The organism is Neoasaia chiangmaiensis (assembly GCF_002005465.1).
GTDB lineage: Bacteria > Pseudomonadota > Alphaproteobacteria > Acetobacterales > Acetobacteraceae > Neoasaia > Neoasaia chiangmaiensis.
On record NZ_CP014691.1, the window covers coordinates 1,590,789 to 1,614,558 of the forward strand.

Genomic DNA, 23,770 nt, shown 5'->3' on the forward strand with positions numbered 1-23,770 from the left:
CGCTCGAACCCACTTTCGAAGGAGACAGATCATGGCTTGGAACACCCCGAAGGTCACGGAAATCCCGTTGGGCGCGGAAATCAATTCCTATGTCTGCGGCCAGAAGAAGTAAGGCTTTCCGCACGACCATGACGCATCGGGCGGCCTTTCCGTCATTGGGACGGAAAGACCGCGCGGTGCGTTGTTCACTGACTATCGCGGTCATGCTGACCGCCGGCCTGGCGATGGCGCCAGCCGCCTCGGCCGTGACCCGGCCCGCCTGCCGCCTCGATCCCGTCAGCTTCCGATCGCCGACGCAACCGCTGGATCATGCCCTGCGGCACTTCACCGACCGGACCCATTGCCCCGTTCTGATCGATCCCTCGCTCCTGACAGGGCGGGAAAGCCAGCCCCTCAACGGCGTGTTCGAACCCGCACAGGCCCTGAAGATGCTGATCGGGCGCAACGATCTGGAATTCGTTCGCGGACAGGATGGCTACCTTGTCCATCCCGTTGTCTATCATCCCGCACAACATATGCGCCTGACGGACTGACGCGCCTCAGACGCGCTGCACGAAGTCCGCCGTCAGATCGGCGATGCGCGACACGCCCAGCATCGCCATCCCCCGATCGATATCCTTGCCCAGCAGCCCGATGGCATGTTCAACCCCGGCACGTCCGGCAAGCGCACTGGCATAGAGGAACGGCCGGCCGACCAGCACGGCATCCGCGCCCAGCGCCAGCGCCGTCAGCACATCGCTGCCCTGCCGGAACCCGCCATCGACCATCACCGCCATCGTCCCGGCCTGCGCCTTGATCTCGGCGAACGCTTCCAGCGGCGTGATGACATGGTCCAGCAACCGCGCACCATGGTCGGACACGACGATACCATCGACGCCGATCCGCGCCGCGCGCGCCGCATCCTCCGGTCGCAGGATGCCTTTCAGCACCAGCTTGCCCGGATAGCGCGCGCGGATACGCTCGATATGGTCCCAGGTGAAACCTGACGAACCGCCGACGGCACTCAGTTCACGGGAGAAAAGACCCGGACCGTTCCCCGGCCGGATGTTGGCGATGCGCGGCTGGCGAAGGCGGAGAAAATTTCGCCCCGCCGTGCCGAACAGCCAGCGCGGATAGAACGCGACGTTGGCCGCCACGCGCAGGCGCGGGCGGATGGGCATGGTGTAGCCGGCGCGTGTTTCCGCCAGACGTTGCGCCGCGACCGGTACGTCCACCGTGATCACCATCACCTTGTATCCCGCACGGCTCACACGATCGACCATGCCGTCCACGATCGCCAGGTCGTCCGGCAGATAGGCGGCGAACCATGTCTCGGGGTTGATCCGGATGACATCTTCCAGCGGCGTGATGGAATTGGCGCTGAGGGAATACGGCACGTTCGCCGCACGCGCCGCCGCCGCTTCCAGACGGTCGGCATTGTACCGGATCATCGCCGCGCCCCCCGTCGGCGCGATGCCGAAAGGCTGGGCGTAACGATGGCCGAACAACGTAACGCCCGCGTCGCGCTGCGCGACATCCCGCAGGCGATAGGGCCGCAGCAGGAGTGAATCGAAAATCCGCCGGTTACGACGCAGGGAAAACTCCTCGCCCGCGCCGTTGCGCACGTATTGAAAAATCGCCTTGGGCAGGTGACGGCGCGCCGCGCTTTCGAAGTCGTGGAGGGCATATATTCGCTTCAGGCGGCGCGGCATGGCCATGATTCTTCTCTCGGAGATGACGATGAAGGTCCTAACCGTTCCCGGGGCGAAGCGGTTCGACTGATCGCGGGAGTTTGTGCTTGCCGAAAGAAATATGAAAAGATTCGTCCAAACGAGAAAATGGCTTGCATCCAGGGGGAAGGGTCTCTATCAGCGGCCCCCTGGCCCAAGGGGGCAATTCTGCCCAACAGGCTGTCTACTGGTTTTGGGGTACGTGATGAACGCACTTGCTCAACTGGGGATGGTATCGGGACTCCCGAGAGATAACCAGACGATCGCACCGGCTTCCTCTTACGAAGAGGAGCGCAAGGACTACTTTATTGAACGTGACGGCGAGCGGTTTGCTGGTCATCATCTGCTGATCGATTTTTGGGACGCGACGAATCTGGACGACCCGTCCAAGATCGATGCGACCCTGTGCGAAGCAGCGGTGACGGCGGGTGCCACGATCCTGCACAGCCACTTCCACCATTTCACGCCCAATGGCGGCGTGTCGGGCGTGATCGTGCTGGCCGAAAGCCATATCTCGATCCACACATGGCCCGAACGCAACTTCGCGGCAGTGGACGTTTTCATGTGCGGCGCCTGCGACCCGAATCTGACGATCCCGGTCATGCAGCGCCTGTTCCAGGCAGGCCGCGTGGTCGCCGACGAGCAGCGTCGCGGTCGTGAACCGGCTTCGATCGCAGCGTAATCACGCGCGATTTCCGCTGAACGGGAAGGCCGGACCGCAGGGTCCGGCCTTTTTTCTTGATGATCGGACAACGAGAAAGAAAGAGGCACGATGTCAGACTCCTGGATCAACGAGACTCTCTATCCCGACTGGGGCCAGCGCTTCCGCGTCAAGCGTGAACTGGCGCGTGTCCGCAGCGACTTCCAGGACATCGTGGTGTTCGAAAGCGAATCCCATGGCGGCGTCCTGGTGCTCGACGGCGCCGTCCAGATCACCGAGCGCGATGAGTTCGTCTACCAGGAGATGCTGACGCACGTTCCGCTTCTCGCCCATCCGGACGCCCGGCGCGTGCTGATCATCGGCGCGGGCGACGGCGGCGTGCTCAGGCGCGTGCTGCAACACGATACGGTCGAGAAGGCCGTCATGGTCGAGATCGACGGTGCCGTCATCGAACTCTCCAAAAAGCATCTGCCGGGCATCGCGGGCGACGCCTGGAACGATCCGCGCGCGGACGTCATCGTCGGCGACGGGATCGATTACGTCGCAAAGGCCGATGACGGCGCCTTCGACGTCATCATCGTCGACTCGACCGATCCGATCGGCGTCGGGGAAGTGTTGTTCACCGACGCGTTCTATCGCGATTGCGCGCGCATTCTCTCGAAAGAGGGCCTGATCGTGAACCAGTGCGGCGTGCCGTTCATGCAGGCGGACGAACTGCGTGAGACATCGCTGCGCCGGGCGAAATTCTTCCCGCATGTCTCGGCTTATGTCGCCGCCGTGCCGACCTATGTGGGCGGCTTCATGACGCTCGGCGTCGCCGCAAAGGGCGAAGCGCCATCCCGCCAGACGACGGAACAGATCCGCGCCCGCGCCGAGAAAGCCGGCATCCTCGGCACGACGCGTTACTGGACACCGGAGATCCACACGGGCGCCTTCAATCTGCCGCCCTATATCGCCGAGAACCTGCCGTCGAAAAACGCCTGAAGCCGTTCTCCTGCGGTGGTCACGACAGATCGCCGCAGTTCAGCCGCCGCGCCTATCGTGGCGCCGCGACACAACGATGGTCCCGAAACAGGGCCCATTCCTCACATTCGCGCCCATCCGGCAGGCGGCACATGCCGATCTCCCCCGATGGCGTGTTGACCGTCGTCAGATGGCCGCCCTGCCGTATGCAGGAAACGGATGCCGGATTGGCCATGCCGACGGGTCGGTGCTGCGCCGGGGACGCCGCGCAGCCCGATAGCACAACGGGTCCCGCAAGTGCTGCGGCGCCGATTGTAATCCTCAAGACGAGCGCTTGTTGAAAAACCGCACGCTACGCTGTTCGATCTTCAGATCGCGCACCGCGCTGGAGAATTTCTGGAAATGCGGCGTCTGGAGATGCGCATCGAAGCCCGTGCGCCCGGTGTAAACCTCATACAGAACGACGGTATTGCCTTCGTCCTGCGGCGTCAGCACCGTGAATTCCAGACATCCGGCCTCATCGGCGATCGAACGCTCGCTATCGTAGTAGCACATCTCGAGGAATTTGTCGTACGTCTCCGGCGTCGTCCCGAATTCGGCGATGATCGTCAGTGTCTCGGCCATGATCCCACTCCTTTTGAGGTTGCACCGGCGGCAACGCACGATCGCCGCGTTTCGATCCCTTTTTCATGATTGACGCGGCCATGACAAACCTGTCAGAGGAAGACCTTACCGATGACGGGAGAGACTGGCCGCAGGAGGCCGGCGCCGAAGGAGCAACCGCCCCGGAAACTCTCAGGCCAAAGGACCGACATCGGCTGGAACTTCTGGAAAGAGGCACGCCCACGCGCGTGCCCGCCGACGGGATAGCGATCTCAGGCAAACCGACAGAAGGGGCAAAGGCGCGTTAACCTCCCAGCGATGGAGTCCGTCATTGTCCGATACGCTTTCCCGCACGCCACTCCATGAACTGCACCTCGAAAAAGGTGCGAAAATGGTGCCGTTCGCGGGCTACGAGATGCCGTTGCAATATCCGGCCGGCCTGATGGGCGAACACCTGCATACGCGCCAGGCCGCCGGCCTTTTCGACGTCTCCCATATGGGCCAACTGCGCATCACGGCGAAATCCGGCGACCTGCGGGACGCCGCACTGGCGCTGGAGACGCTGATTCCAGTCGACATCGCGGGTCTTGCGCCGAATCGGCAACGTTACGGACTGCTGACGAACGACCGTGGCGGCATCATGGACGATCTGATGATCGCCAATATGGGCGACTGGCTGTTCGTCGTCGTCAACGCCGCCTGCAAGCAGGCCGACACGGCACATATGGAAGCCGCCCTCGGCGATCGCGTCGTGATCGAACGGCTCGACGACCGCGCGCTTCTGGCGCTGCAAGGCCCGCAGGCCGTGGATGTCATCGCGCCGCTGTGCCCCGCCGCCGCCGGAATGCGCTTCATGGACGCCATCGAGACGGACGTGGCCGGTGTGCGCTGCACGCTGACGCGCTCCGGCTATACGGGCGAAGACGGATTCGAACTCGGCATGAAGGCCGACCGGGCGGAAACCGTCGCCCGCGCGCTGCTCGCCGATGAGCGGGTGCTGCCGATCGGACTCGGCGCGCGCGACAGCCTGCGGCTGGAAGCCGGCCTGTGCCTCTACGGTAACGACCTGGATGAAACCACCACGCCGATCGAAGCCAACCTCGCCTGGGCGATGCAGAAGGCCCGGCGCGCCGGCGGCAGCCGCGCGGGTGGCTATCCCGGCGCGGATATCGTGATGGCACAGGCCGAACACGGCGTCTCCCGCCGGCGCGTCGGGCTGGGTGCCGAGGGCCGCGCGCCGGTCCGCGCCGGGGCGAAGCTGTTCGCCGATGCCGAAGGCCGGACGCCGGCCGGCGTCGTGACGTCCGGCGCCTTCGGCCCCAGCGTCAACGCCCCGGTTGCCATGGGTTACGTCGCCACGGAATATGCCACGCCGGATACGGCCCTGTTCGCCGAACTGCGCGGCAGGTTCGTGCCGATCCATGTCCGCGCGCTGCCCTTCGTGGCGCCGGGCTTCAAACGATAACGCCAACCTTACTGCACGGGAACGTTCTCATGGCCACCTACTACACCAAGTCGCACGAATGGATTCGCCTCGATGGCGACATCGCGACCGTCGGCATCACCGCGCATGCCACCGAGGAACTCGGCGAACTGGTCTTCGTCGAAGCGAAGGACGAAGGCACGGAACTCGGCCAGGGCGATGCCGCCGCCGTCGTCGAATCCGTCAAGGCCGCATCCGACATCTATGCCCCGATCGCCGGCACCATTGCGGGCTTCAACACCAGATTGACCGACGAACCCACGCTGATCGGCGCGGACCCGGAAGGCGAAGGCTGGATCTTCACGCTGAAAGTCGCCGATTCGTCGCAGCTCGAAGGCCTGATGGACGAAGCCGCCTACAAGGCCTCCCTCTAACGAAACGGATCCGGGAAGGCGCGCCTTCCCGTCGCGCGGGCCGCGCCCGCAAAGGATGAAGACGACCGTGACTCTCTGGCCCCAGCACGACGCCGACGCTTTCGCCACCCGCCATAACGGCCCCCGCCCCGCCGAAGTGGCCGCCATGCTCAGGACACTGGGCGTGGACAGTCTCGAGGCGCTGATCGAGGAGACCGTCCCCGCCGCCATTCTGGACCGGCGGGACAGCGGGATCGGCGAAGGGCTGACGGAAACCGAAGCGCTGGCGAAACTGCACGCCATGGCGGACCGCAACGTCGTCATGCGCTCGATGATCGGACAGGGATATCACGACACGATCCTGCCCGCCGTCATCCAGCGCAACATCCTTGAGAACCCGGCCTGGTATACGGCCTACACCCCTTATCAGCCCGAAATCAGCCAGGGCCGGCTGGAAGCGCTGCTGAACTTCCAGACACTGGTGCGCGACCTCACGGGTCTGGACATCGCCAACGCCTCGCTGCTCGACGAAGCCACGGCCTGCGCGGAAGCCATGGCGCTGGCGCAGCGCGTCGCCAGATCGAAGGCCAACGCCTTCTTCGTCGATGCCGATACGCATCCGCAAACGCTCTCGGTCCTGCGCACCCGTGCGGAACCGCTGGGCTGGGAACTGGTCGTCGGCGATCCGGCAACCGATCTCGACCCCACCGCCGTCTTCGGCGCGCTGCTGTCCTACCCCGGCAGCTCGGGCCAAGCGCGCGACTTCCGCGACGTGATCGCGACGCTGCACGATGCCGGCGCCATCGCGGCCCTCACCTGCGATCCGCTGGCGCTTGTCCTGCTGGAATCGCCCGGCAGGCTGGGGGCGGACATCGCCATCGGCTCGATGCAGCGCTACGGCGTGCCGATGGGCTTCGGCGGTCCGCATGCCGGCTACATGGCCGTGCGGGACGCCTATAAGCGTTACCTCCCGGGCCGCCTGGTCGGCGTCTCGCGCGACAGCCGCGGCAATCCGGCCTATCGCCTCGCGCTGCAAACGCGCGAGCAGCATATCCGCCGCGAAAAGGCGACCTCCAACATCTGCACCGCGCAGGTGCTGCTGGCCGTCATCGCCTCGATGTATGCCGTCTATCACGGCCCCGACGGCCTGCGCGCCATCGCCCGCCGCGTGCATCGCCTTGCCGCCGTGCTGGCGGACGGCCTGCACGCGCTGGCCGTCAAGGTCGAGACGACCGCGTTCTTCGACACGATCACCGTCGATGCGGGCGATTCCGCGCCGCTGGTGCTGGATCGCGCCCGCAAGGCCGGCATCAACCTGCGCGATATCGGCGCAGGCCGTCTGGGCATCGCCTGTGACGAAACGACGACCGCCGACGAGATCAAGGCGCTCTGGCGCTGCTTCTGCCCGGACGATGCGCGACTGGCCGCGCTGGAGGGCAAGCTGACCGCCCGTGACCGCCTGCCGGAGGGACTCGTGCGCGGCAAGGACTATCTCGCGCACCCGGTCTTCCACGCCCATCGGTCCGAAACCGATCTGCTGCGCTACATGCGCCGCCTGTCGGACTGCGATCTGGCGCTGGACCGCACGATGATCCCGCTCGGCTCCTGCACGATGAAGCTGAACGCCACGGCGGAGATGATCCCCATCACCTGGCCGGGCTTCGGGCGGATCCATCCCTTCGCCCCGGCAGACCAGACGCAGGGCTACGCGGCGCTTTTCGCCTATCTCGAACGCGCGCTCTGCGCCGTGAGCGGCTACGATGCCGTCTCCCTGCAACCCAATTCCGGCGCGCAGGGCGAATATGCCGGCCTGCTGGCCATTCGCGCCTATCACCGCGCGCGGGGCGACCTCGAACGCGATATCTGCCTGATCCCGGCCTCCGCCCACGGCACCAATCCGGCCTCGGCGCAGATGGTCGGCATGCGCGTCGTGGTCGTCGGCTGCGATGCCGCCGGCAACGTCGATCTGGCGGATCTGGATACCAAGCTCGCGCAACATGCGGGCCGTGTCGCCGCGATCATGATTACCTACCCCTCCACGCACGGCGTGTTCGAGGAAGGCGTGGTGGAACTCTGCGAAAAGGTCCATGCCGCCGGTGGCCAGGTCTATCTGGACGGCGCGAACATGAACGCCCAGGTCGGGCTGTCGCGCCCCGGCCTGTATGGCGCGGACGTCTCGCACTTCAACCTGCACAAGACCTTCTGCATCCCGCATGGCGGCGGCGGCCCCGGCATGGGCCCGATCGGCGTGAAGGCGCATCTCGCGCCCTACCTGCCGGGTCGCCCGGAAGCGGGCGCGGAGCATGCCGTCTCCGCCGCGCCGTTCGGTTCGGCGTCCATCCTGCCGATCTCGGCCGCCTACATCATGATGATGGGCGATGCCGGCCTGCGCCGCGCCACGGAGATCGCCATCCTGAACGCGAACTACATCGCGCATCGGCTGGAAGAGCATTACCCCGTCCTCTATCGCGGCAGCCGGGGCCGCACGGCGCATGAGTGCATCGTCGATCTCCGCCCGCTGAAGGACCGGGTCGGCGTGACGGTGGACGATATCGCCAAGCGCCTGATCGACCACGGCTTCCATGCGCCGACCGTCAGCTTCCCGGTGGCGGGCACCTTCATGATCGAGCCGACGGAATCCGAAAGCCAGATGGAACTCGATCGCTTCTGCGATGCGATGATCGCCATCCGGCAGGAGATCGCGGCCATCGAGCGCGCGGACATCGCGCTGGACGCCAGCCCGCTGCGCCATGCACCGCATACCGTCGCGGATCTAGCCGGCGAATGGGATCGGGCCTACGACCGCGCCACGGGATGCTTCCCGGGCGGCCCGACGGCGGCGAAATACTGGTCGCCCGTCAACCGACTCGACAACGCCTGGGGCGATCGCAACCTCGTCTGCTCCTGCCCGGACATCTCGGAATACGCCGAAGCCGCCGAATGACATGCCCATAAGGAACGGCAACGTCGTCTTGCCGTTCCTGACGGGGATGAGGCATGTAGGCGGTCATGACGGACAGGACGAACAGGGAAGACAGCACGGCGCTGAACAGCGTCACCGGTGACAGAAGCGCGCCACTGACGCGATCCAGCGATATCTTCTTTGCTGCCGTCGAAACGACGCGCATGCCGATGATCGTGACCGATCCGCACACGCCGGACAACGATATCGTCTTCGCCAACCGCGCCTTCCTTGCCATGACCGGCTACGACGCGCACGAGATCATCGGCCAGAACTGCCGCTTCCTGCAAGGCCCCGACACCGATCCCGGCACGATCCAGGCCATTCGGGAGGCCATCGCGAGCCGCACCGAAATCGCCACGGAAGTCCTCAACTACCGCAAGAACGGCGCCACGTTCTGGAACGCGCTGTTCATCTCCCCCGTCTACGACCCGCAAGGCGAACTGCTTTATTTCTTCGGCTCGCAACTCGACGTCTCCCGTCGGCGCGACGCCGAAGACGCCCTGCACCAGGCGCAGAAGATGGAGGCGCTCGGCCAGCTGACCGGCGGCATCGCGCATGATTTCAACAATCTGCTGCAGGTCATGACCGGTTATCAGGAACTGAACATCCAGGCCCTGGAGCGCGGCAGGCTCGATCCGCAGCGCCTGTTGCGCAATGTCCGCCATGCCAACGATGCCGCCCAGCGTGCCGCCAGGCTGACGCAGCAACTGCTCGCCTTCTCGCGCAAGCAGCGCCTGGAAGGTCGTGCACTCAACGCGAATGAAAGTATTCGTGGCATGCATGCGCTGATCGACCGTACGATCGGGGAACATGCCGATATCGAACTGGACATGGCGGAAGACCTCTGGAATTGCCGCCTGGACAACAGCCAGTTCGAAGTCGCCTTGCTCAACATCCTGATCAACGCGCGCGACGCGATGGCGAATACGGCGCGCAAGCGCGTGACGATCACCACATCGAACCACAAGATCGCCGAAAAACACGCGCGCGATCCCCTGGCGCCCGGTCGCTACGTCCGGATCGCCATTACCGATACGGGGTGCGGCATGCCCGAAGGCGTTCGCCAGCGGGTGCTCGATCCGTTCTTCACCACCAAGGGCGAGGGCCGGGGCACGGGCCTTGGCCTGTCGATGGTCTACGGCTTCGTCCGGCAGTCCGGCGGCACCGTGATTATCCATTCGCGCGAGAATGAAGGCACGACGATCGAGATGCTTTTTCCCGTCGTCGATCAGGCCAGCTTCACGCCGGCGATCAACGCGTTGCCGGAAATGAATCTCCAGGGCCACGAGACCATCCTGATCGTCGAGGACCGCGCGGATGTCGGCGACCTTGCCGAATCCTTCCTGGAAGATTTCGGCTACAACACGTTACGCGCCGAAAACGCGGAGGAAGCGCTCCATCAGCTGCGCAGCGAGGCCGAGATCGATCTCCTGTTCACCGACCTCATCATGCCCGGCTCCATGAACGGCGTGATGCTCGCCCGCGAGGCACGGCACCTGCGCCCGACGATCTCCTGCCTCCTGACCACCGGCTACGCCCGCGCCTCCCTCGAGCGCGAAGATGCGGGCGGCGCGGAATTCGACGTGATCGACAAACCCTATCGCAAGCAGGATCTCGGCCGGAAGGTGCGGCATATCCTCAATTCCATCGGCGGCGTCTCCTGACCGAACGCGTTGACGACGCGACGACATTGATTGCAGAGTGAAACGTTCGAATCCTGTGGGAACGGGCGTATCCTTTGCATGGCAGACCCTCTACAGCCCCCGACACCAGCGCCTTGCCCGATCTCGCGTGAGGAAGATCGGCCTTTCCCCATCCGTCACCACTGGATACTGCTCTGCGCCGTCATTTCCGCCACCGTCGGCAGCCACTTCGCTTTTCTGCCCGCCCCGTCCCCATCCAGCCTGACGCATCGTGCGGTGCTCGACATTCAAAGATCCGGGCAGCCTTCGGCAAAAGGATTTTTCGTGCCTTCATCCCTTATCCAGCGTCACGCGTTCCTTTTCGCCCTCTGCCTGATCTTCCAGATCTGGCTTGCGCATGCCTTCGCGTTCTTCACGCATGAATATGCCCATGCCGTCGTCGCGTGGGTTCTGGGCTGGAAACGCAATCCATTTGTGCTGCATGTGCCCGCCCCGTCCGTCATCCTGTTCCTCAGCCAGTGGGGCATCAACCAGGACGTGGACGAAGCGCCCATCTTCGGCAGCGGCCATGGGATCGACGCGGCACTGATCGCCGCCGCCGGCATGATCGTCGGCAACGGCTTCATCTCCCTGCCAATCGGGCGGCTGATATACCGTCAGGCCATCGCCCATGCCCGTCCCGGGCTGGCGCTCCTCGGTTTCTGGATCACCGCCGCCAGCGTCGGCAACTTCCTGTCCTATGTGCCGCTGCGCACATTCATCCAAGGCGGGGACATGGGGTCGGTCCAGCGCGGTTTCGGCTGGTCGCCCTGGATCGTTGTCGTGCTGTTCGGCATGCCGACGGCCCTGATGCTGGTCTGGTTCGTGCTGCGCATCATGCCAGAGACAGCCCGGCGGCTGTTCCCGTCATCCCGGGCGCGGCAGGTCGTGCTCGCCACACTGGCCGGCTTTTTCGTGTTCGGCTTCTATGGCTATGCCGGGTTTCTGGAAGGCGGCCCATGGGGCGCGACCATGTCGACCGTATCACTCTACGGCCTGTTTCCCATCAGCGTCCTTGCTGCGATCGGCCTGCTGCGCCGCCGGACCGCTCAGCGCCGGATCAGGATATAGTTGATGGTCAGGTCGATATCGAAGTGATCGCCCTTCATGTCCGGCGGCACGGGCGGCAGCTTCGCGTTCTGGAACATGCCCGTGGTGGCCGCATCCAGCGAATAGGACCCTGACTGCCCGGTCAGACGCACCGTCTTCACATGGCCGCTACGGTCCAGAACCACATGCACGGAGGACGGACCGTCCTCACCGTTATGAATCGCGTCTTCCGGGTAATACATATGCGAGCGGATCCAGCGGTCGATCTCGCTACCGTAATCCTCGCTCACGCCACGGATCGAATTATGCGTCGTATACGGCGCATTCAGCTGGCCGTTCGTCACCAGCGGACCCAGTGACATGTCGATCGGCGCGCCCGAGCCGCCATAACGGCCACGGCGCTGGCGCGTCGGCGCGGGCGCTTCGCCGAAAGACAGGTTCATCGGGTTGGCGAAGGGATTGTTGCTGCTCGAATGCGAACGGTGCGCCGCGTGATGCTGCGCATGCGTATGCGCCGTCGTGTTGCGCCCTGAAGGCGCCGTCCCCGGCGTGACATGGCTGACCTCGGGCGTCGGCGCCGGCAACTCGGCGGACGGCGCCTGCGGGATCGGCGGCGCGGTCGGCGCTTCGGGCGTCGGCGTTGCTGGAGTCGGGCGCGACTCGGCGGATTGCGCGGATTCCTTCTCCTCGCTCTCGGCACGCTGCTGCGCGGAAGGGTTCTGCGTCGGCACCGGATTGGTCTGGCCGCCCGGATTGTCCGTATGCGGCCCGGCCATGCCGCTCTTGGCCGGGGGCGCATCGAACATCATCTCGACCTGCGGCTGCTGCTGGCCCTGCGGCGTGCCATGGGCATGACGCGCACTTTCCAGCGCGATCAGCGCCAGCAACATGGCATGCAGCGCGACGGACGCCGCCAGCACCGTCGCAATACCGGAATCCTCGATCACCTGCGGCTTCATCAGCCCAGCCGTGGTGGGCTTCAGCCGTCGGTATCCCAGAAACGCCGGCACGAACGCGCCGATCAACCGCTCCCGCCCACCGGGCGCCGGCTGATGCACAGCCGTCTCCCGGTCCCGCGGCGCGAACAGCCGCGGCTCGCGCCGGGGCGGCTTACGACCCACGGGGGGCGTCTCGTCAATCAGATCGGCGGCCGCGTTCGTGGCCTGGGCGCGTTTCAGAATGGCACCTGCGCGGTCATGATACGGGCGTCATCGTGGCGGTTTCCGGCAAAGAAGTTTGTCTGGCGTTTCGGCTCGGGCATTGCGGCAGGGCCCTGGCCGGATCGCACCACGTCATGGTTTGTCACCAAAACTATCATGGCACTGAAACGCGGTGCTTGCCAAGCAAGAGAGACGCAACATGATGTATCATCGAACACGCGACAGGCCTGATAATGCACGATGTCTTTCCCGCCCATGATCCCGCATTGAAACAATGCCTGAGCACCGATCCGGATCTCGCGGCCCTCCTCGAGCGCATCGGTCCCTGCCGCCTGCGCGGCGATGACGGTATGGCGCCCTACGAAGCCCTGCTGCGCGCCATCACGGGGCAACAACTGCACGCCCGTGCCGCACAGGCCATCCTCGGGCGCGTCAAGACGCTGGCGGGCGGCGATTTCCCGACACCGGACCAGCTTCTCACCCTGCCGGACGCCGACTGGCGCTCCTGCGGGCTTTCCGCCGCCAAACTGGCCGCCATGCGCGGCGTCGCGCAGGCACGCCTGGACGGGCTGGTGCCCAGCCGGCAGGACGCCGACGGCATGTCGGACGACGAACTGATCGGGCGTTTCGTCACCCTGCGCGGCATCGGCCGCTGGACGGTGCAGATGCTGCTGATCTTCACCCTGAACCGCCCTGACGTCATGCCGGTGGACGATTTCGGCGTGCGGGCCGGATGGCGCAAGATCAAACGGCTGGAGGCGATGCCCTCACCCGGCGTCCTATACAAGGCAACGCTCGGCTTCTCGCCCTATCGCTCGGCACTGGCATGGTATCTCTGGCGCGCCTCGGAGGAAGGAAAGGCCGTGCAGAACCCACTGACCGGTTGAGCATTGATTCACATCATGGCCGGACAGGGAACGATCGGGCCATGGTGGCGTGGGACATCATGCCGAAGGAGCCGATCCATGTTCGCAATGCGCCTGAATTCGCCGCACACCCCGCTGGAACCCGTGGACCTCCCGGACCCCGAACCCGGCCCGGGCGAAATCCGCGTCAGGATCGGTGCCTGCGGCGTCTGCCGGACGGACCTGCATGTCGTGGACGGCGACCTCACCCATCCGGCCCTGCCCATCATCCCGGGGCATGAGATCGTCGGCCGGATCGACAGGCTGGGCGAGAACGTCACATCGCTGCACATCGGCCAGCGCGTGGGCATTCCCTGGCTCGGCCATACCTGCGGCCACTGCTATTACTGCACGCATGAGGAGGAGAACCTCTGCGATCACCCGATCTTCACCGGCTACACGCGCAATGGCGGTTACGCGACCATGACCGTCGCGGACGCGCGCTACGCCTTCCCGCTCGGCGAGAAAGGCGAGGACACCGATCTCGCCCCCCTGCTCTGCGCCGGGCTGATCGGCTGGCGCGCGCTGAGCAAGGCCGGGGATGGCAGAAATATCGGCCTCTACGGCTTCGGCGCGGCCGCGCATATCATCGCGCAGGTCCTGCGCTGGCAGGGGCGCCACTTCTATGCCTTCACCCGCCCGGGCGACACCAGGACACAGGACTTCGCCCGCTCGCTCGGGGCCGTCTGGGCTGGCGGATCGGACGAACTACCGCCGGAGCCGCTGGACGCCACGATGATCTTCGCGCCCGTCGGGCCATTGGTGCCAGCCGCCCTGCGTGCCGTGCGCAAGGGCGGTCGCGTCGTCTGCGCGGGCATCCACATGAGTGAGATTCCGGCCTTCTCCTACGATGACCTGTGGGAAGAACGCGAGATCGTCTCCGTCGCCAACCTGACACGACAGGACGGGCTCGATTTCCTGCACCTCGCGCCGGAAATCGGCATCAGGACGCAAACCACGCGATATACGCTCAAGGATGCCAATCAGGCGCTGGACGATCTTCGCCATGGGCGGTTCGAAGGCGCAGCCGTGCTCGTTCCCTAGCGGTTGAAGCACGAACAGTGCGTATCTACACTCCGCGCCGACCGCTTTCGCGGACCCAGCGACGGAGAACACCCTGATGGCCAGCCCCAAAGTGACATGGACGCGCGAGACAGCCGAAAACCGTCTTTGGGAAGCCGGGGTGGAAGTCGATACGGTGGAGGAGATGGCCAGCGGCCATGGCGCGGTCATCCGCACGCGCGACGGTCGGCTCGTGAATGTCTATAACACCGGATCGCTGGTCTGTCAGGGCAGGCTGATCGCCGAGACAAGGCTTCTGTTCGGCGCACCGCCCGAACGAAGCGCGGTGAAGATCGCCCAAGCCGCCTCACCTCTCCCGGCTCGTGAAGCCACGCGCACGGAACTTGTCGACCGCGACGGCCACAGTATCCGCATCACGGATTACGACGGCAAAACGCCGGAGCCCACGCCACCCTGGCTGTAGGCCAGATCATCGGATTGTCGAGAAGGAGATTTGCTGGGGCGAATGACGGGACTCGAACCCGCGACCACCGGTACCACAAACCGGCGCTCTACCAACTGAGCTACATCCGCCACACAGCAAGCCCGCATTTAGAGAAACGCAGGGGCGAAGTCTAGCCCCCGCGTCGCGGTTTTTGCAGGTAAAAATGCCGCCGGAGAAATCAGATTACCGGCACGCCGCCGGTCACCGCGATGGTCGCGCCGGAAATATAGCTCGCCTCGTCACTCGCCAGCATGACATACGGCGCCGCCAGTTCCGACGGCTGCCCCGGGCGGCCCAGTGGACTGTCCGCGCCGAACTGCCTGACGTGCTCGCCCCCCATCGTCGCCGGAATCAGCGGCGTCCAGATCGGCCCCGGCGCCACGGTGTTGGAGCGGATGCCCCTCTCGCCCAGCAATGTCGCAATGCCACCGCTGAAGTTCTGGATCGCCGCCTTGGTCGCGGAATAGGCCAGCAGCTTGGGCTTGGGCTGATCGGCATTGACCGAGACCGTATGAATCAGCGAAGCGCCCGGCTTCATGTGCCGCACGGCATGACGCGTCAGACGGAACACCGCACCGGAATTGGTGGCGAAGGTCTCGTCCCATTCGTCCTCGCTGACCTCGTCGAGGCTGTCGCGCTCGATCTGGAAGGCAGCGTTGTTGACCAGCACATCCAGCTTGCCGAACTCGGCCACCGTCTTTTCCACGATCTCGCGACAGACGGTGCGGTCCTTCACATCGCCCGCCAGCAGCAGCGCACGGCGCCCTGCCTTCTCGATCCAGGATGCGGTTTCCTTCGCGTCGTCCATTTCCTCCGGCAGGAAGGAGATGGCCACGTCAGCGCCTTCCCGGGCGAAGGCAATCGCCACGGCACGCCCGATGCCGGAATCACCACCCGTGATGATCGCCACCTTGTCGGCAAGCCTGCCGGATCCCCGATAGCTCTCCTCGCCATGGTCGGGTTTGGGAGTCATCAGGGCTGTCTGGCCGGGAATACGGTCCTGCAACGGCGTGTCGAACGGGGCGGAGGGATGATCGGTCATGAAGCGTGGTCCTTGGAAAAATCACATATTGCCGTGTCCGCGTCCAACGCGCCGCCGCATGCGATGTTCACCGAAAAACCAAAGGACAGATTGTCTTTCTTGCGAAGCGGCCGCTGGTTGCCTAGTTTACGCGGGCCATTGCCGCGTCGGGCCTGAATACGACGAACATCCCGTTCCACCGCATTGCGTCGAAAGGCTTTCATCGTGACGTTTGCTCGATACCGCGCTCAGTGGGCCTATAGCCCGCTGCGCGAGGTGCTGGCCGGTATGGTCGGCACCTTCGCCCTGATCCCCGAAGTCATCGCCTTCTCCTACATCGCCGGCATCACGCCCGCGACGGCGCTTTACGCCTCGTTCGTCATCAGCGTGGCCATCGCCATCACCGGCGGTCGCCCCGGCATGATCTCCGGCGCGGCGGGGTCGGTGGCGCTGGTCGCCGCCGCCCTCGTCCACCAGCATGGTGCACAGTACATGCTGCTCGCCACCCTGCTGGCAGGCTTCATGCAGATCGTCTTCGGCGTCCTGCGCCTGCATGTGCTGATGCGCTTCGTCTCGCGCGAGGTCCGCACCGGCTTCGTCAACGCGCTGGCGATCCTGATCTTCTCGGCTCAGGTGCCGCAGATGCTGCACGTCACATGGCACACCTACGTCCTGATCGCGGCAGGGCTGGTCATCATCTACCTCCTGCCGAAAATCAGCAGCGCCATCCCGTCCCCGCTGATCTGCATCGTCATCCTGACCGCCATCACCATGTGGTTCCCCATGCCGGTCCATACCGTGTCCGACCTCGGCGCCCTGCCGACCGGCCTGCCCAGCCTGACGCTGCCGCACGTGCCATGGACGCTCGAGACCCTCGGAATCGTCCTGCCATACGCTATCGCCATGGCGTCCGTCGGTCTTCTCGAATCCCTGATGACCGCCGGCGTGGTGGACGACGCCACCAACACGCATGGCGATCCGCGCATGGAATCCAGCGGGCTGGGCATCTCCAACGTGCTGGTCGGACTATTCGGCGGCATCGCGGGCTGCGGCATGATCGGCCAGACGGTCGGCAACCTGCGTTACGGCGGCCAGGGCCGCCTCTCCACCTTCACGGCGGGCGCCTTCCTGCTGCTCCTGATGGTCGTGCTGCACCGCTATGTCGCGCAGGTGCCCATGGCGGCGCTGGTCGCGATCATGATTATGGTCTCGATCAGCACGTTCTCCTGGACGTCCCTGCGCGAACTCACGCGCCACCCGCGCCTGTCGAGCCTGACCATGCTGGTCACCGTCGCCGTCGTGGTCGCCACGCACGATCTCGCGGCGGGCGTGGCCGTGGGCGTTCTGCTGTCCGGCGTGTTCTTCTCCTGGCGCGTGATGGGCCTGCTGAAAGTCGAAAAACATACCAGCGGCAGTGCCGACCTCTATATCGTGCGCGGTCAGGTGTTCTTCGCCTCGGCCGACGTGCTGCTGGACGCCATCGACTTCCAGACACCCTCCCGCGTGGTCGCCATCGCCGTGAACGAGGCACGCTTCTGGGACATTACCGCGGTCGAGACACTGGAGAAGATCGTCGGCAAGCTGCGGGATCGCGGCATCGACGTGTCCGTCGAGGGCCTCACGCGCGAACAGCACGGCATCATCGAGAATCAGTCGGAGGAACCGCTTCTGGCCATGTAAGGGCTGAAGCGCCGGGCCACGGCGGCAGCGCCGGAGCAGGGCGGCCGGATATCGAATCACCGACCGCCAGCTTCCCCCGGAACGCGGATTTTTTTATCTGCGGCCCCGAGGGCTTCGAGCGCGACATAATAGCCGGCTGCGTGAGGCCGGCATTGCGCCCGAACGCCTCCACCACGAGATCTTCGCACCCATCTCGCGGTGTCAAAGCCCTGTCAGGGCGTCATTTGCGGCCAGCCCGTCGCCGGACGATCGAAATGACTCATCAGGTCATGGTCCGGCGTATTCGTCAGGTCCTTGCTCTCGGACTTGATGAGCTTCTTCGCCACCGCCTTGGAGAGATGTTCGCGAATATCGTGCAGGACATGCGGCGGTGCCGAAAGGACCAACCCTTCCAGCGCGCTGTCCTGCTGAAGCGCCTGATTGATCTCCTGCGCGATCTCGCGCGCGAAACGTTCCTTTACCTGAGCGTGCGGATCGGTGCGCGGCTGCTTGATGGAACCGACCTCGCCGATCGCATCCGTCTCACCGCTATGGGCGCCGAACCGCTGGAACGTGCGAAGCTGCTGCCCGTCGAAACGCAGGAAGCGCGCCTTCTCGCCATCGCATACTGCATAAAGAACGGGGTCTTGGGTGGCCATGATCTGATCTTCCATTTCCTGTTGTCAGGCCAGGATTTAACGATCACGCCACCCCACGGTTGCCTCCCGTCGCGCGACTTCCCGCGCCAGGGCCACTCGTCATGCCAGTGCCAGCGCCTCATGCAGCAGGGACCATGTCGCACGATCGGGCGCATAAAGCAGGCCCTGCCCCGGCTGACCCGGATCATAGGGCTGCCCGTCGAACCGCGCACCATAGGCTCCGGCCTCATGCAGCATGAGCCAGCCGGGCAGATGATCCCATGGCAGACTACGCGTATAGAGCAGGAAATGCCCGCGCCCTTCCGCCGTCAGAAGATATTCATGCGCGGCGCAGCGAAAATCCCAGAGCGCCGCAACGCTCCGCAAGGTGCGATCCGCCTGTTGCGTGTCGCGTGTCGGCAGATTGCGCCACGCCGCCTTGCCGGTCAGGGCGGATAATGGCGCGGCGGCCGCCATGCGCAGATCGCGCAGTTTCTCGCCCGCCCGGTCGATCCAGGCCCCCTCGCCTCGCAAGGCGACGCCCGCTTCCATGCTGAGCGGATCGAGAATGACGCTGGCCAGCGGCACGCCATAGGACGCCACGGCAATCATCACCCCGAACAGCGGCACACCCGCCGCGTAGTTGGCGGTGCCGTCGATCGGATCGATGGTGATCGACAGCGGCGCATCCGTCAGCGCCTTTCGCAGGTCGGCGCGACGGGCGCAGGCCTCCTCACCGACTATCAGCGCATCCGGCCACATCTCCAGCAGCCGCGCGGTGATATGCTGTTCCGCGCGCTCATCGGCGATCGTCACAAGATCCAGCGCGCTGGCCTTGCTCTGAACATCGCCCGGCCCCAGCCGGCGGAAATGCGGCATGACGACCTCGCGCGCGGCCTCCCGCGCGATCGATACGATCCGCGCCAGCTCGGCACGCGTGACGTGCCCGATCAAATTGGCCATGACGACGCCTCCCTTGACGATCCGCCGAAACCGCCCATGATCGTGCCGGGCGTCACGCCTGTCCAGTGCGCGCGACGCCGATCACGGATTTATGCGGATCGCCTCACGCGGCATCCGGCAGCGTCGCCATGTCGATCACGAAGCGGTATTTGACGTCGGATTTCAGCATCCGCTCGTAGGCCTCGTTGATCTCATCCATCCGGATCATCTCGACATCGCAGGTGATACCGTGCTCGCCGCAGAAATCCAGCATCTCCTGCGTCTCGCCGATGCCGCCGATCAGCGAACCCGCAAAGCTGCGACGCTTCATCAACAGCCCGAACACCGAGACCGGCAGCGGGTCTTCCGGGGCACCCACCTGCACCAGCGTGCCATCCAGCTTCAGGCAGGCCAGATAGGCGTTGATGTCATGATTGGCCGATACCGCATCGAGGATGAAATCGAAGCTGTTGGCCTCCGCCGCCATCGCCGCGGAATCCCTGGAAATCACCACCCGATGCGCGCCCAGACGCTTGCCGTCCGCCACCTTGCTTTCGGACGTGGTGAACAGCGTGACCTCCGCGCCGAGCGCCACGGCGAACTTCACGCCCATATGGCCCAGACCGCCAAGACCCACGATCCCGACCTTCTGGCCCGGTCCGACCTTCCAGCGACGCAGCGGCGACCACGTGGTGATCCCGGCGCAGAGCAGGGGTGCCGCCGCCGCGAAATCGATGCTGTCCGGCACCCGCAGGACGAAATCCTGATCCACGACGATCTGACGCGAATATCCGCCGAACGTATGGCCTTTGCCGTCGGCCTCGGGGCTGTTGTACGTGAAGCGCGCGCCCGGCTCGCAATACTGCTCCAGCCCCGCCTTGCAGGAGGGACACTCGCGACAGGAATCGACCATGCAGCCAACGCCAACGCGATCGCCGACGCTGTATTTCGTGACCTCGGTCCCGACCGCGCGAACGATGCCGACGATCTCATGCCCCGGCACGCATGGAAAAACCGTGTTGCGCCACTCGTTGCGCGCCTGATGCAGGTCGGAATGGCAGACGCCGCAGTAATGGATGTCGATCTGAACGTCCGTGGGGCCGGGATCGCGACGTTCGAACGTGAAAGGTGCCAGCCGCGCATCGGCCGCGGTGGCAGCGTAACCTGTGCATGTGAACATGACGTCGTCCATCCGGATTATGTTCGAGAATCCCCGAATGATACGACGGTTCCAGAGCGGATAAAATCACACCGTGCCGATGGCGAAACGTCCCCGGCATCCGAACATTACTCGGCGGGCAGGAGATATCCCGGATGCAACTGCGCGAAACGTGCCTGATCTTGCTCGAAAAGCCGCACCTCGACCGTGATGTCGGTATCCCGATCCAGCCGCTCCAGCACCTCCCCATGAGCATAAAGCCAGGCCAGCGCCGCACCATCGGCAATGTTGATCCGCGCCCGCGCCAGCCGCATGGCGGCCGTCATCTTCGCATCCAGCGCCGAGAACAGGTTCGGAATACCCTCCCCCGTAATCGCCGAGATGGCCACCGTCCCCGTACCGCGCGGCACGGCTTCAATGCCGCCCACCAGATCGGCCTTGTTCAGCACCTCGATGCAACGATCCGGCCAGTGCTCGTCCAGCATGCCGTCCCGCGCCATGCTGGACAACACGCCGATCACGTCCGCCCGCTGCGCCGCACTGTCCGGATGCGCGATATCGCGCACATGCAGGATGATGTCCGCCTCCGCGACCTCCTCCAGCGTGGCGCGGAAAGCGGCGATCAGTTCCGTCGGCAGGTCGCTGATGAAACCCACGGTATCGGACAGGATGATCTGCCGCCCCGACGGCAACTGGAGACCGCGCATCGTCGGGTCCAGCGTCGCGAACAGCTGGTCCTGCGCGTGAACGGAGGCCCCCGTCAGCGCATTGAACAGCGTCGATTTCCCGGCATTGGTGTAGCCCACCAGCGCAACGACGGGGAAAGGCACCTTCTTGCGGGCCGAGCGATGCAGCCCGCGCGTGCGCCGCACCTGCTCCAGCTCCTTGCGCAGCTTCACCAGCCGCTCGTCCAGCATGCGCCGATCGGCCTCCATCTGCGTCTCGCCCGGTCCGCCGAGGAAGCCGAAACCGCCACGCTGGCGCTCCAGATGGGTCCAGAGCCGCACGAGACGCGAACGCTGATATTCCAGATGGGCAAGCTCGACCTGCAAAACACCCTCACGCGTCGCCGCGCGCGCGCCGAAGATATCGAGGATGAGCCCGGTCCGGTCGAGCACCTTGCAATTCAGCGCCCGCTCCAGATTACGCTGCTGCCCGGGCGAGAGCTTGGAATCGACGATCATGACCGTCACGTCGTCCTGCCGCACCATCTCGGCCAGCTGCTCGACCTGGCCGCTGCCGAACAGCGTGGCGGGGCGCCGCGCACGCAAGGCAAGGATCGCCTGCCGCACCACAACGAGCCCGATGGAAGCGGTCAGTCCCACCGCCTCTTCCAGCCGCGCTTCGGCCGCACGGAACTCGTCATGCGGCGTCGGCCGCTCCCAGGGTAGTATCACGGCTGCGCGTGTGGCAGGCGGCGTGGTGCTCGTCATGGCCAAGGTCGAGGCAATCCTTTCGCGTTATTTCATACCGAGTTGCGCCAGCTTCGCGTCCGCCGCCGCCTCGTCGCCATTTTCAAACAGGGTGACAGGCGAAACGGGCATGATCGTGCTGACGGCATGCTTGTAGACGAGCTGCGTATGCCCGTCCCGCCGCAGAATGATCACTTCCGCGTCGAACCAGGGAACGATGCCCTGAAGCTTGACGCCGTTGACGAGAAAGATCGTCACCGGCGCGCGGGCACGCTGGATGTGGTTGAGAAAAACATCCTGCACCGGCTCGCCCGGCGGCTGTTCATGCGGTGTGGCGGAGCAGGATTTGTTCTGGTTTTCCGGGCTGTCTTTGACCACGTCGGTCCTCAATCAAAAAGCGGCTGCCGATCCGACGACAGAGAATGAGGCCACAACGCATCACATCGGAAGAAAGCTGCAAAAGCCGGCTTAAGGGAATAGATCAGCGCCTCATCCACCGACCGTATTACGTTCTTCCTGCGTCACGCCCAACTGCTTGAGCTTGCGATGCAGCGCACTGCGCTCCATGCCGACGAAATTCGCCGTGCGGCTGATATTGCCGCCGAACCGCAACAACTGCACCTGCAGATATTGCGTCTCGAACAGATCCCGCGCCTCCCGCAGCGGCAGGCCCATCACGTCCGCGCCCGCATCGAGCCGCGCCATGGAAGGCGCACCCTGGCTCAGGCTCGGCGGCAGCATGTCCGCACGGATCGGATCGTTGCCGCTGCCGGGCATCATGATGAGCAGGCGTTCCATCAGGTTGCGCAATTCACGCGCATTGCCCGGCCATTCATAGGACTGCAACGCCGCCAGCGCATCGACCGAAAGCTCGCGAACCGACAGCCCCGCGTTCTCGGCATAACGCTGGAGAAAATGCTGCGCCAGACCGGGAATATCCTCGCGCCGCTCCCGCAGGCTCGGAATACGCAACGGCACGACCGACAGGCGGTAGAAGAGATCCTCGCGAAAGCGCCCCTGCTGGATTTCGGCCTGGAGATCGCGATTGGTGGTGGCGATCACGCGCACATCCACCTTTACCCGCGTCGCCCCACCAATGCGCTCGAACGTCTGGTCCTGCAGGGCGCGCACGATCTTGCCCTGCGTCTCCATCGGCATGTCCGCGACTTCGTCGAGCAGCAGCGTGCCACGATGCGCACGCTCCAGAACGCCCGTGCGGCGCATGGTGCCGTCAGGCTGCCCTTCCAGACCGAACAGTTCCTCCTCGAAGCGGCTCGGTGCCAGCGTGGCACAGTTCAGCGCCACGAAAGGCCCATTCGCCCGCTTGGAACGCGCATGAATCATCCGCGCGGCCACTTCCTTGCCCGCCCCCGCCGGACCGGTAATCAGCACGCGTGAGCCCGTCGGGGCCACGCGGTCGATCTGCGCCCGCACCGTCGCGATCGCAGCACCCTTGCCGAACAACGCCGTCTCCGCGCCGGAACGCAGCCGCAATTCCGCATTCTCGCGCGCCAGCCGCGCCGCCTCCAGCGCCCGCCGCACCACAACGACAAGCCGGTCCGTCTGGAACGGCTTCTCAATGAAGTCGTACGCGCCCAGTTGCAGGCTCGCCACCGCCGTCTCGATCGTGCCGTGGCCCGAGATCATCACGACAGGTTGATCGGGTTCTTCCGCCTTGATGACCTTGAGCAGTTCGATCCCGTCCATCCGGGAACCCTGCAACCAGATGTCCAGCACCACCAGCGACGGCCGACGTGCACGAAACGCCGCCAGCGCCTGATCGGACGTTCCGGCGCCACGCGTCTCATACCCCTCGTCATTCAGGATACCCTCGATGAGGAACCGGATGTCCGGTTCGTCATCGACGATCAGGATTTCATAGTCCATTGACCATCCTC

24 protein-coding genes, 1 tRNA gene and 2 riboswitches are annotated in these 23,770 nt (G+C 64.9%); of the genes, 13 read left to right on the top strand and 12 right to left on the bottom strand.

Going from position 1 to position 23,770, the window contains the following annotated elements; genetic code table 11:
* Window positions 1-31 precede the first annotated feature (31 nt).
* Together pqqA and A0U93_RS07480 are read left to right on the top strand one after the other, a co-directional pair.
* Window positions 32-112: a pyrroloquinoline quinone precursor peptide PqqA gene (pqqA, locus tag A0U93_RS07475; RefSeq protein ID WP_023978294.1), complete on the top strand. Its 81-nt coding sequence runs from the start codon at window positions 32-34 to the stop codon at window positions 110-112.
* 91 nt (window positions 113-203) lie between these two features.
* The gene (locus A0U93_RS07480) at window positions 204-533 is read left to right on the top strand and encodes a hypothetical protein (RefSeq protein ID WP_169852715.1); all 330 of its coding nucleotides are present in this window, start codon (window positions 204-206) and stop codon (window positions 531-533) included.
* Between the two features lie 6 nt (window positions 534-539).
* Here the strand turns inward: A0U93_RS07480 and A0U93_RS07485 are convergent, their stop codons facing one another.
* Window positions 540-1,697, bottom strand: coding sequence for an alpha-hydroxy acid oxidase (locus A0U93_RS07485; RefSeq protein WP_077806788.1), 1,158 nt, complete (start codon window positions 1,695-1,697; stop codon window positions 540-542).
* A 217-nt stretch (window positions 1,698-1,914) separates the two neighbouring features.
* On the opposite strand from A0U93_RS07485, the gene speD reads away from it, so the two are divergent.
* A complete protein-coding gene (gene speD, locus A0U93_RS07490) occupies window positions 1,915-2,391 on the top strand; it encodes an adenosylmethionine decarboxylase (RefSeq protein WP_077806789.1) in 477 nt (158 codons plus the stop codon).
* 90 nt (window positions 2,392-2,481) lie between these two features.
* Window positions 2,482-3,354 carry a polyamine aminopropyltransferase gene (gene speE, locus A0U93_RS07495; RefSeq protein WP_077806790.1) on the top strand — a complete coding sequence of 291 codons (873 nt, stop codon included), beginning with the start codon at window positions 2,482-2,484 and terminating at the stop codon, window positions 3,352-3,354.
* A 52-nt stretch (window positions 3,355-3,406) separates the two neighbouring features.
* Here speE and A0U93_RS07500 read toward each other — a convergent pair whose 3' ends face one another.
* Together A0U93_RS07500 and A0U93_RS07505 are read right to left on the bottom strand one after the other, a co-directional pair.
* Window positions 3,407-3,658, bottom strand: a complete 252-nt coding sequence (locus A0U93_RS07500; protein WP_306345242.1) for a putative hemolysin — start codon at window positions 3,656-3,658, stop codon at window positions 3,407-3,409.
* Window positions 3,655-3,957, bottom strand: a complete 303-nt coding sequence (locus tag A0U93_RS07505) for a putative quinol monooxygenase (protein ID WP_077806792.1) — start codon at window positions 3,955-3,957, stop codon at window positions 3,655-3,657. Before A0U93_RS07505 ends, A0U93_RS07500 begins: the two co-directional genes overlap by 4 nt.
* Before the next feature lie 105 nt (window positions 3,958-4,062).
* Window positions 4,063-4,154: riboswitch (glycine riboswitch) on the top strand.
* Window positions 4,155-4,234: riboswitch (glycine riboswitch) on the top strand.
* 33 nt (window positions 4,235-4,267) lie between these two features.
* Between A0U93_RS07505 and gcvT the strand changes: the two genes are divergently transcribed.
* The 5 genes from gcvT (at window position 4,268) to A0U93_RS07530 (ending at window position 11,490) form a co-directional block, all read left to right on the top strand.
* On the top strand, window positions 4,268-5,401 hold the full coding sequence (gene gcvT / locus A0U93_RS07510; protein WP_077806793.1) for a glycine cleavage system aminomethyltransferase GcvT: 1,134 nt from the start codon (window positions 4,268-4,270) through the stop codon (window positions 5,399-5,401).
* A gap of 29 nt (window positions 5,402-5,430) precedes the next feature.
* Window positions 5,431-5,793, top strand: a complete 363-nt coding sequence (gene gcvH, locus A0U93_RS07515; RefSeq protein ID WP_077806794.1) for a glycine cleavage system protein GcvH — start codon at window positions 5,431-5,433, stop codon at window positions 5,791-5,793.
* A gap of 55 nt (window positions 5,794-5,848) precedes the next feature.
* Entirely contained in the window at window positions 5,849-8,716 is a 2,868-nt protein-coding gene (gene gcvP, locus A0U93_RS07520) for an aminomethyl-transferring glycine dehydrogenase (protein WP_077806795.1), read from the top strand.
* 65 nt (window positions 8,717-8,781) lie between these two features.
* Window positions 8,782-10,401: a histidine kinase famiy protein gene (locus tag A0U93_RS07525; RefSeq protein ID WP_077806796.1), complete on the top strand. Its 1,620-nt coding sequence runs from the start codon at window positions 8,782-8,784 to the stop codon at window positions 10,399-10,401.
* A gap of 303 nt (window positions 10,402-10,704) precedes the next feature.
* Window positions 10,705-11,490 (top strand): hypothetical protein, encoded by a 786-nt coding sequence (locus A0U93_RS07530; protein ID WP_170233441.1) that lies wholly within the window; start codon window positions 10,705-10,707, stop codon window positions 11,488-11,490.
* Here the strand turns inward: A0U93_RS07530 and A0U93_RS07535 are convergent.
* On the bottom strand, window positions 11,469-12,590 hold the full coding sequence (locus tag A0U93_RS07535; protein WP_245825151.1) for an energy transducer TonB: 1,122 nt from the start codon (window positions 12,588-12,590) through the stop codon (window positions 11,469-11,471). The genes A0U93_RS07530 and A0U93_RS07535 overlap by 22 nt on opposite strands.
* A 272-nt stretch (window positions 12,591-12,862) precedes the next feature.
* Here A0U93_RS07535 and A0U93_RS07545 point away from each other — a divergent pair, with 272 nt between their 5' ends.
* From A0U93_RS07545 to A0U93_RS07555, 3 genes are all read left to right on the top strand, one after another.
* The gene (locus tag A0U93_RS07545; RefSeq protein WP_077806800.1) at window positions 12,863-13,516 is read left to right on the top strand and encodes a DNA-3-methyladenine glycosylase family protein; all 654 of its coding nucleotides are present in this window, start codon (window positions 12,863-12,865) and stop codon (window positions 13,514-13,516) included.
* 78 nt (window positions 13,517-13,594) lie between these two features.
* On the top strand, window positions 13,595-14,578 hold the full coding sequence (locus tag A0U93_RS07550; RefSeq protein WP_077806801.1) for a zinc-dependent alcohol dehydrogenase family protein: 984 nt from the start codon (window positions 13,595-13,597) through the stop codon (window positions 14,576-14,578).
* Window positions 14,579-14,654: 76 nt separating this feature from the next.
* Window positions 14,655-15,020: a hypothetical protein gene (locus tag A0U93_RS07555; protein WP_077806802.1), complete on the top strand. Its 366-nt coding sequence runs from the start codon at window positions 14,655-14,657 to the stop codon at window positions 15,018-15,020.
* A gap of 34 nt (window positions 15,021-15,054) precedes the next feature.
* Here A0U93_RS07555 and A0U93_RS07560 read toward each other — a convergent pair.
* Window positions 15,055-15,130, bottom strand: a tRNA-His gene (locus A0U93_RS07560).
* Between the two features lie 89 nt (window positions 15,131-15,219).
* Complete coding sequence (locus A0U93_RS07565; protein ID WP_077806803.1) at window positions 15,220-16,083, bottom strand: SDR family oxidoreductase; 864 nt, start codon at window positions 16,081-16,083, stop codon at window positions 15,220-15,222.
* A 204-nt stretch (window positions 16,084-16,287) separates the two neighbouring features.
* Between A0U93_RS07565 and A0U93_RS07575 the strand changes: the two genes are divergently transcribed.
* Window positions 16,288-17,742 (top strand): SulP family inorganic anion transporter, encoded by a 1,455-nt coding sequence (locus tag A0U93_RS07575; RefSeq protein WP_077806805.1) that lies wholly within the window; start codon window positions 16,288-16,290, stop codon window positions 17,740-17,742.
* A gap of 212 nt (window positions 17,743-17,954) precedes the next feature.
* Here the strand turns inward: A0U93_RS07575 and A0U93_RS07580 are convergent, their stop codons facing one another.
* From A0U93_RS07580 to ntrX, 6 genes are all read right to left on the bottom strand, one after another.
* A complete protein-coding gene (locus A0U93_RS07580; RefSeq protein ID WP_077808408.1) occupies window positions 17,955-18,380 on the bottom strand; it encodes a host attachment protein in 426 nt (141 codons plus the stop codon).
* Between the two features lie 99 nt (window positions 18,381-18,479).
* Window positions 18,480-19,322, bottom strand: a complete 843-nt coding sequence (locus A0U93_RS07585) for an inositol monophosphatase family protein (RefSeq protein ID WP_077806806.1) — start codon at window positions 19,320-19,322, stop codon at window positions 18,480-18,482.
* 103 nt (window positions 19,323-19,425) lie between these two features.
* Window positions 19,426-20,481, bottom strand: coding sequence for an NAD(P)-dependent alcohol dehydrogenase (locus A0U93_RS07590; RefSeq protein WP_077808409.1), 1,056 nt, complete (start codon window positions 20,479-20,481; stop codon window positions 19,426-19,428).
* Window positions 20,482-20,588: 107 nt separating this feature from the next.
* Window positions 20,589-21,893, bottom strand: coding sequence for a GTPase HflX (gene hflX / locus A0U93_RS07595; protein WP_077806807.1), 1,305 nt, complete (start codon window positions 21,891-21,893; stop codon window positions 20,589-20,591).
* Window positions 21,894-21,920: 27 nt separating this feature from the next.
* Complete coding sequence (hfq, locus tag A0U93_RS07600; protein ID WP_147150810.1) at window positions 21,921-22,175, bottom strand: RNA chaperone Hfq; 255 nt, start codon at window positions 22,173-22,175, stop codon at window positions 21,921-21,923.
* Between the two features lie 186 nt (window positions 22,176-22,361).
* Window positions 22,362-23,759 (bottom strand): nitrogen assimilation response regulator NtrX, encoded by a 1,398-nt coding sequence (gene ntrX / locus A0U93_RS07605; RefSeq protein WP_077806809.1) that lies wholly within the window; start codon window positions 23,757-23,759, stop codon window positions 22,362-22,364.
* Window positions 23,760-23,770 lie beyond the last annotated feature (11 nt).

Excerpts from the sequence above, each read along its gene's own strand:
- pqqA (WP_023978294.1), top strand. The coding sequence starts at position 32 with ATGGCTTGGAACACCCCGAAGGTCACGGAAATCCCGTTGGGCGCGGAA.
- A0U93_RS07480 (WP_169852715.1), top strand. The coding sequence starts at position 204 with ATGCTGACCGCCGGCCTGGCGATGGCGCCAGCCGCCTCGGCCGTGACC.
- A0U93_RS07485 (WP_077806788.1), bottom strand. The coding sequence starts at position 1,697 with ATGGCCATGCCGCGCCGCCTGAAGCGAATATATGCCCTCCACGACTTC.
- speD (WP_077806789.1), top strand. The coding sequence starts at position 1,915 with ATGAACGCACTTGCTCAACTGGGGATGGTATCGGGACTCCCGAGAGAT.
- speE (WP_077806790.1), top strand. The coding sequence starts at position 2,482 with ATGTCAGACTCCTGGATCAACGAGACTCTCTATCCCGACTGGGGCCAG.
- A0U93_RS07505 (WP_077806792.1), bottom strand. The coding sequence starts at position 3,957 with ATGGCCGAGACACTGACGATCATCGCCGAATTCGGGACGACGCCGGAG.
- gcvH (WP_077806794.1), top strand. The coding sequence starts at position 5,431 with ATGGCCACCTACTACACCAAGTCGCACGAATGGATTCGCCTCGATGGC.
- gcvP (WP_077806795.1), top strand. The coding sequence starts at position 5,849 with ATGAAGACGACCGTGACTCTCTGGCCCCAGCACGACGCCGACGCTTTC.
- A0U93_RS07525 (WP_077806796.1), top strand. The coding sequence starts at position 8,782 with ATGACGGACAGGACGAACAGGGAAGACAGCACGGCGCTGAACAGCGTC.
- A0U93_RS07545 (WP_077806800.1), top strand. The coding sequence starts at position 12,863 with ATGCACGATGTCTTTCCCGCCCATGATCCCGCATTGAAACAATGCCTG.
- A0U93_RS07550 (WP_077806801.1), top strand. The coding sequence starts at position 13,595 with ATGTTCGCAATGCGCCTGAATTCGCCGCACACCCCGCTGGAACCCGTG.
- A0U93_RS07555 (WP_077806802.1), top strand. The coding sequence starts at position 14,655 with ATGGCCAGCCCCAAAGTGACATGGACGCGCGAGACAGCCGAAAACCGT.
- A0U93_RS07565 (WP_077806803.1), bottom strand. The coding sequence starts at position 16,083 with ATGACCGATCATCCCTCCGCCCCGTTCGACACGCCGTTGCAGGACCGT.
- A0U93_RS07580 (WP_077808408.1), bottom strand. The coding sequence starts at position 18,380 with ATGGCCACCCAAGACCCCGTTCTTTATGCAGTATGCGATGGCGAGAAG.
- A0U93_RS07585 (WP_077806806.1), bottom strand. The coding sequence starts at position 19,322 with ATGGCCAATTTGATCGGGCACGTCACGCGTGCCGAGCTGGCGCGGATC.
- A0U93_RS07590 (WP_077808409.1), bottom strand. The coding sequence starts at position 20,481 with ATGTTCACATGCACAGGTTACGCTGCCACCGCGGCCGATGCGCGGCTG.
- hflX (WP_077806807.1), bottom strand. The coding sequence starts at position 21,893 with ATGACGAGCACCACGCCGCCTGCCACACGCGCAGCCGTGATACTACCC.
- ntrX (WP_077806809.1), bottom strand. The coding sequence starts at position 23,759 with ATGGACTATGAAATCCTGATCGTCGATGACGAACCGGACATCCGGTTC.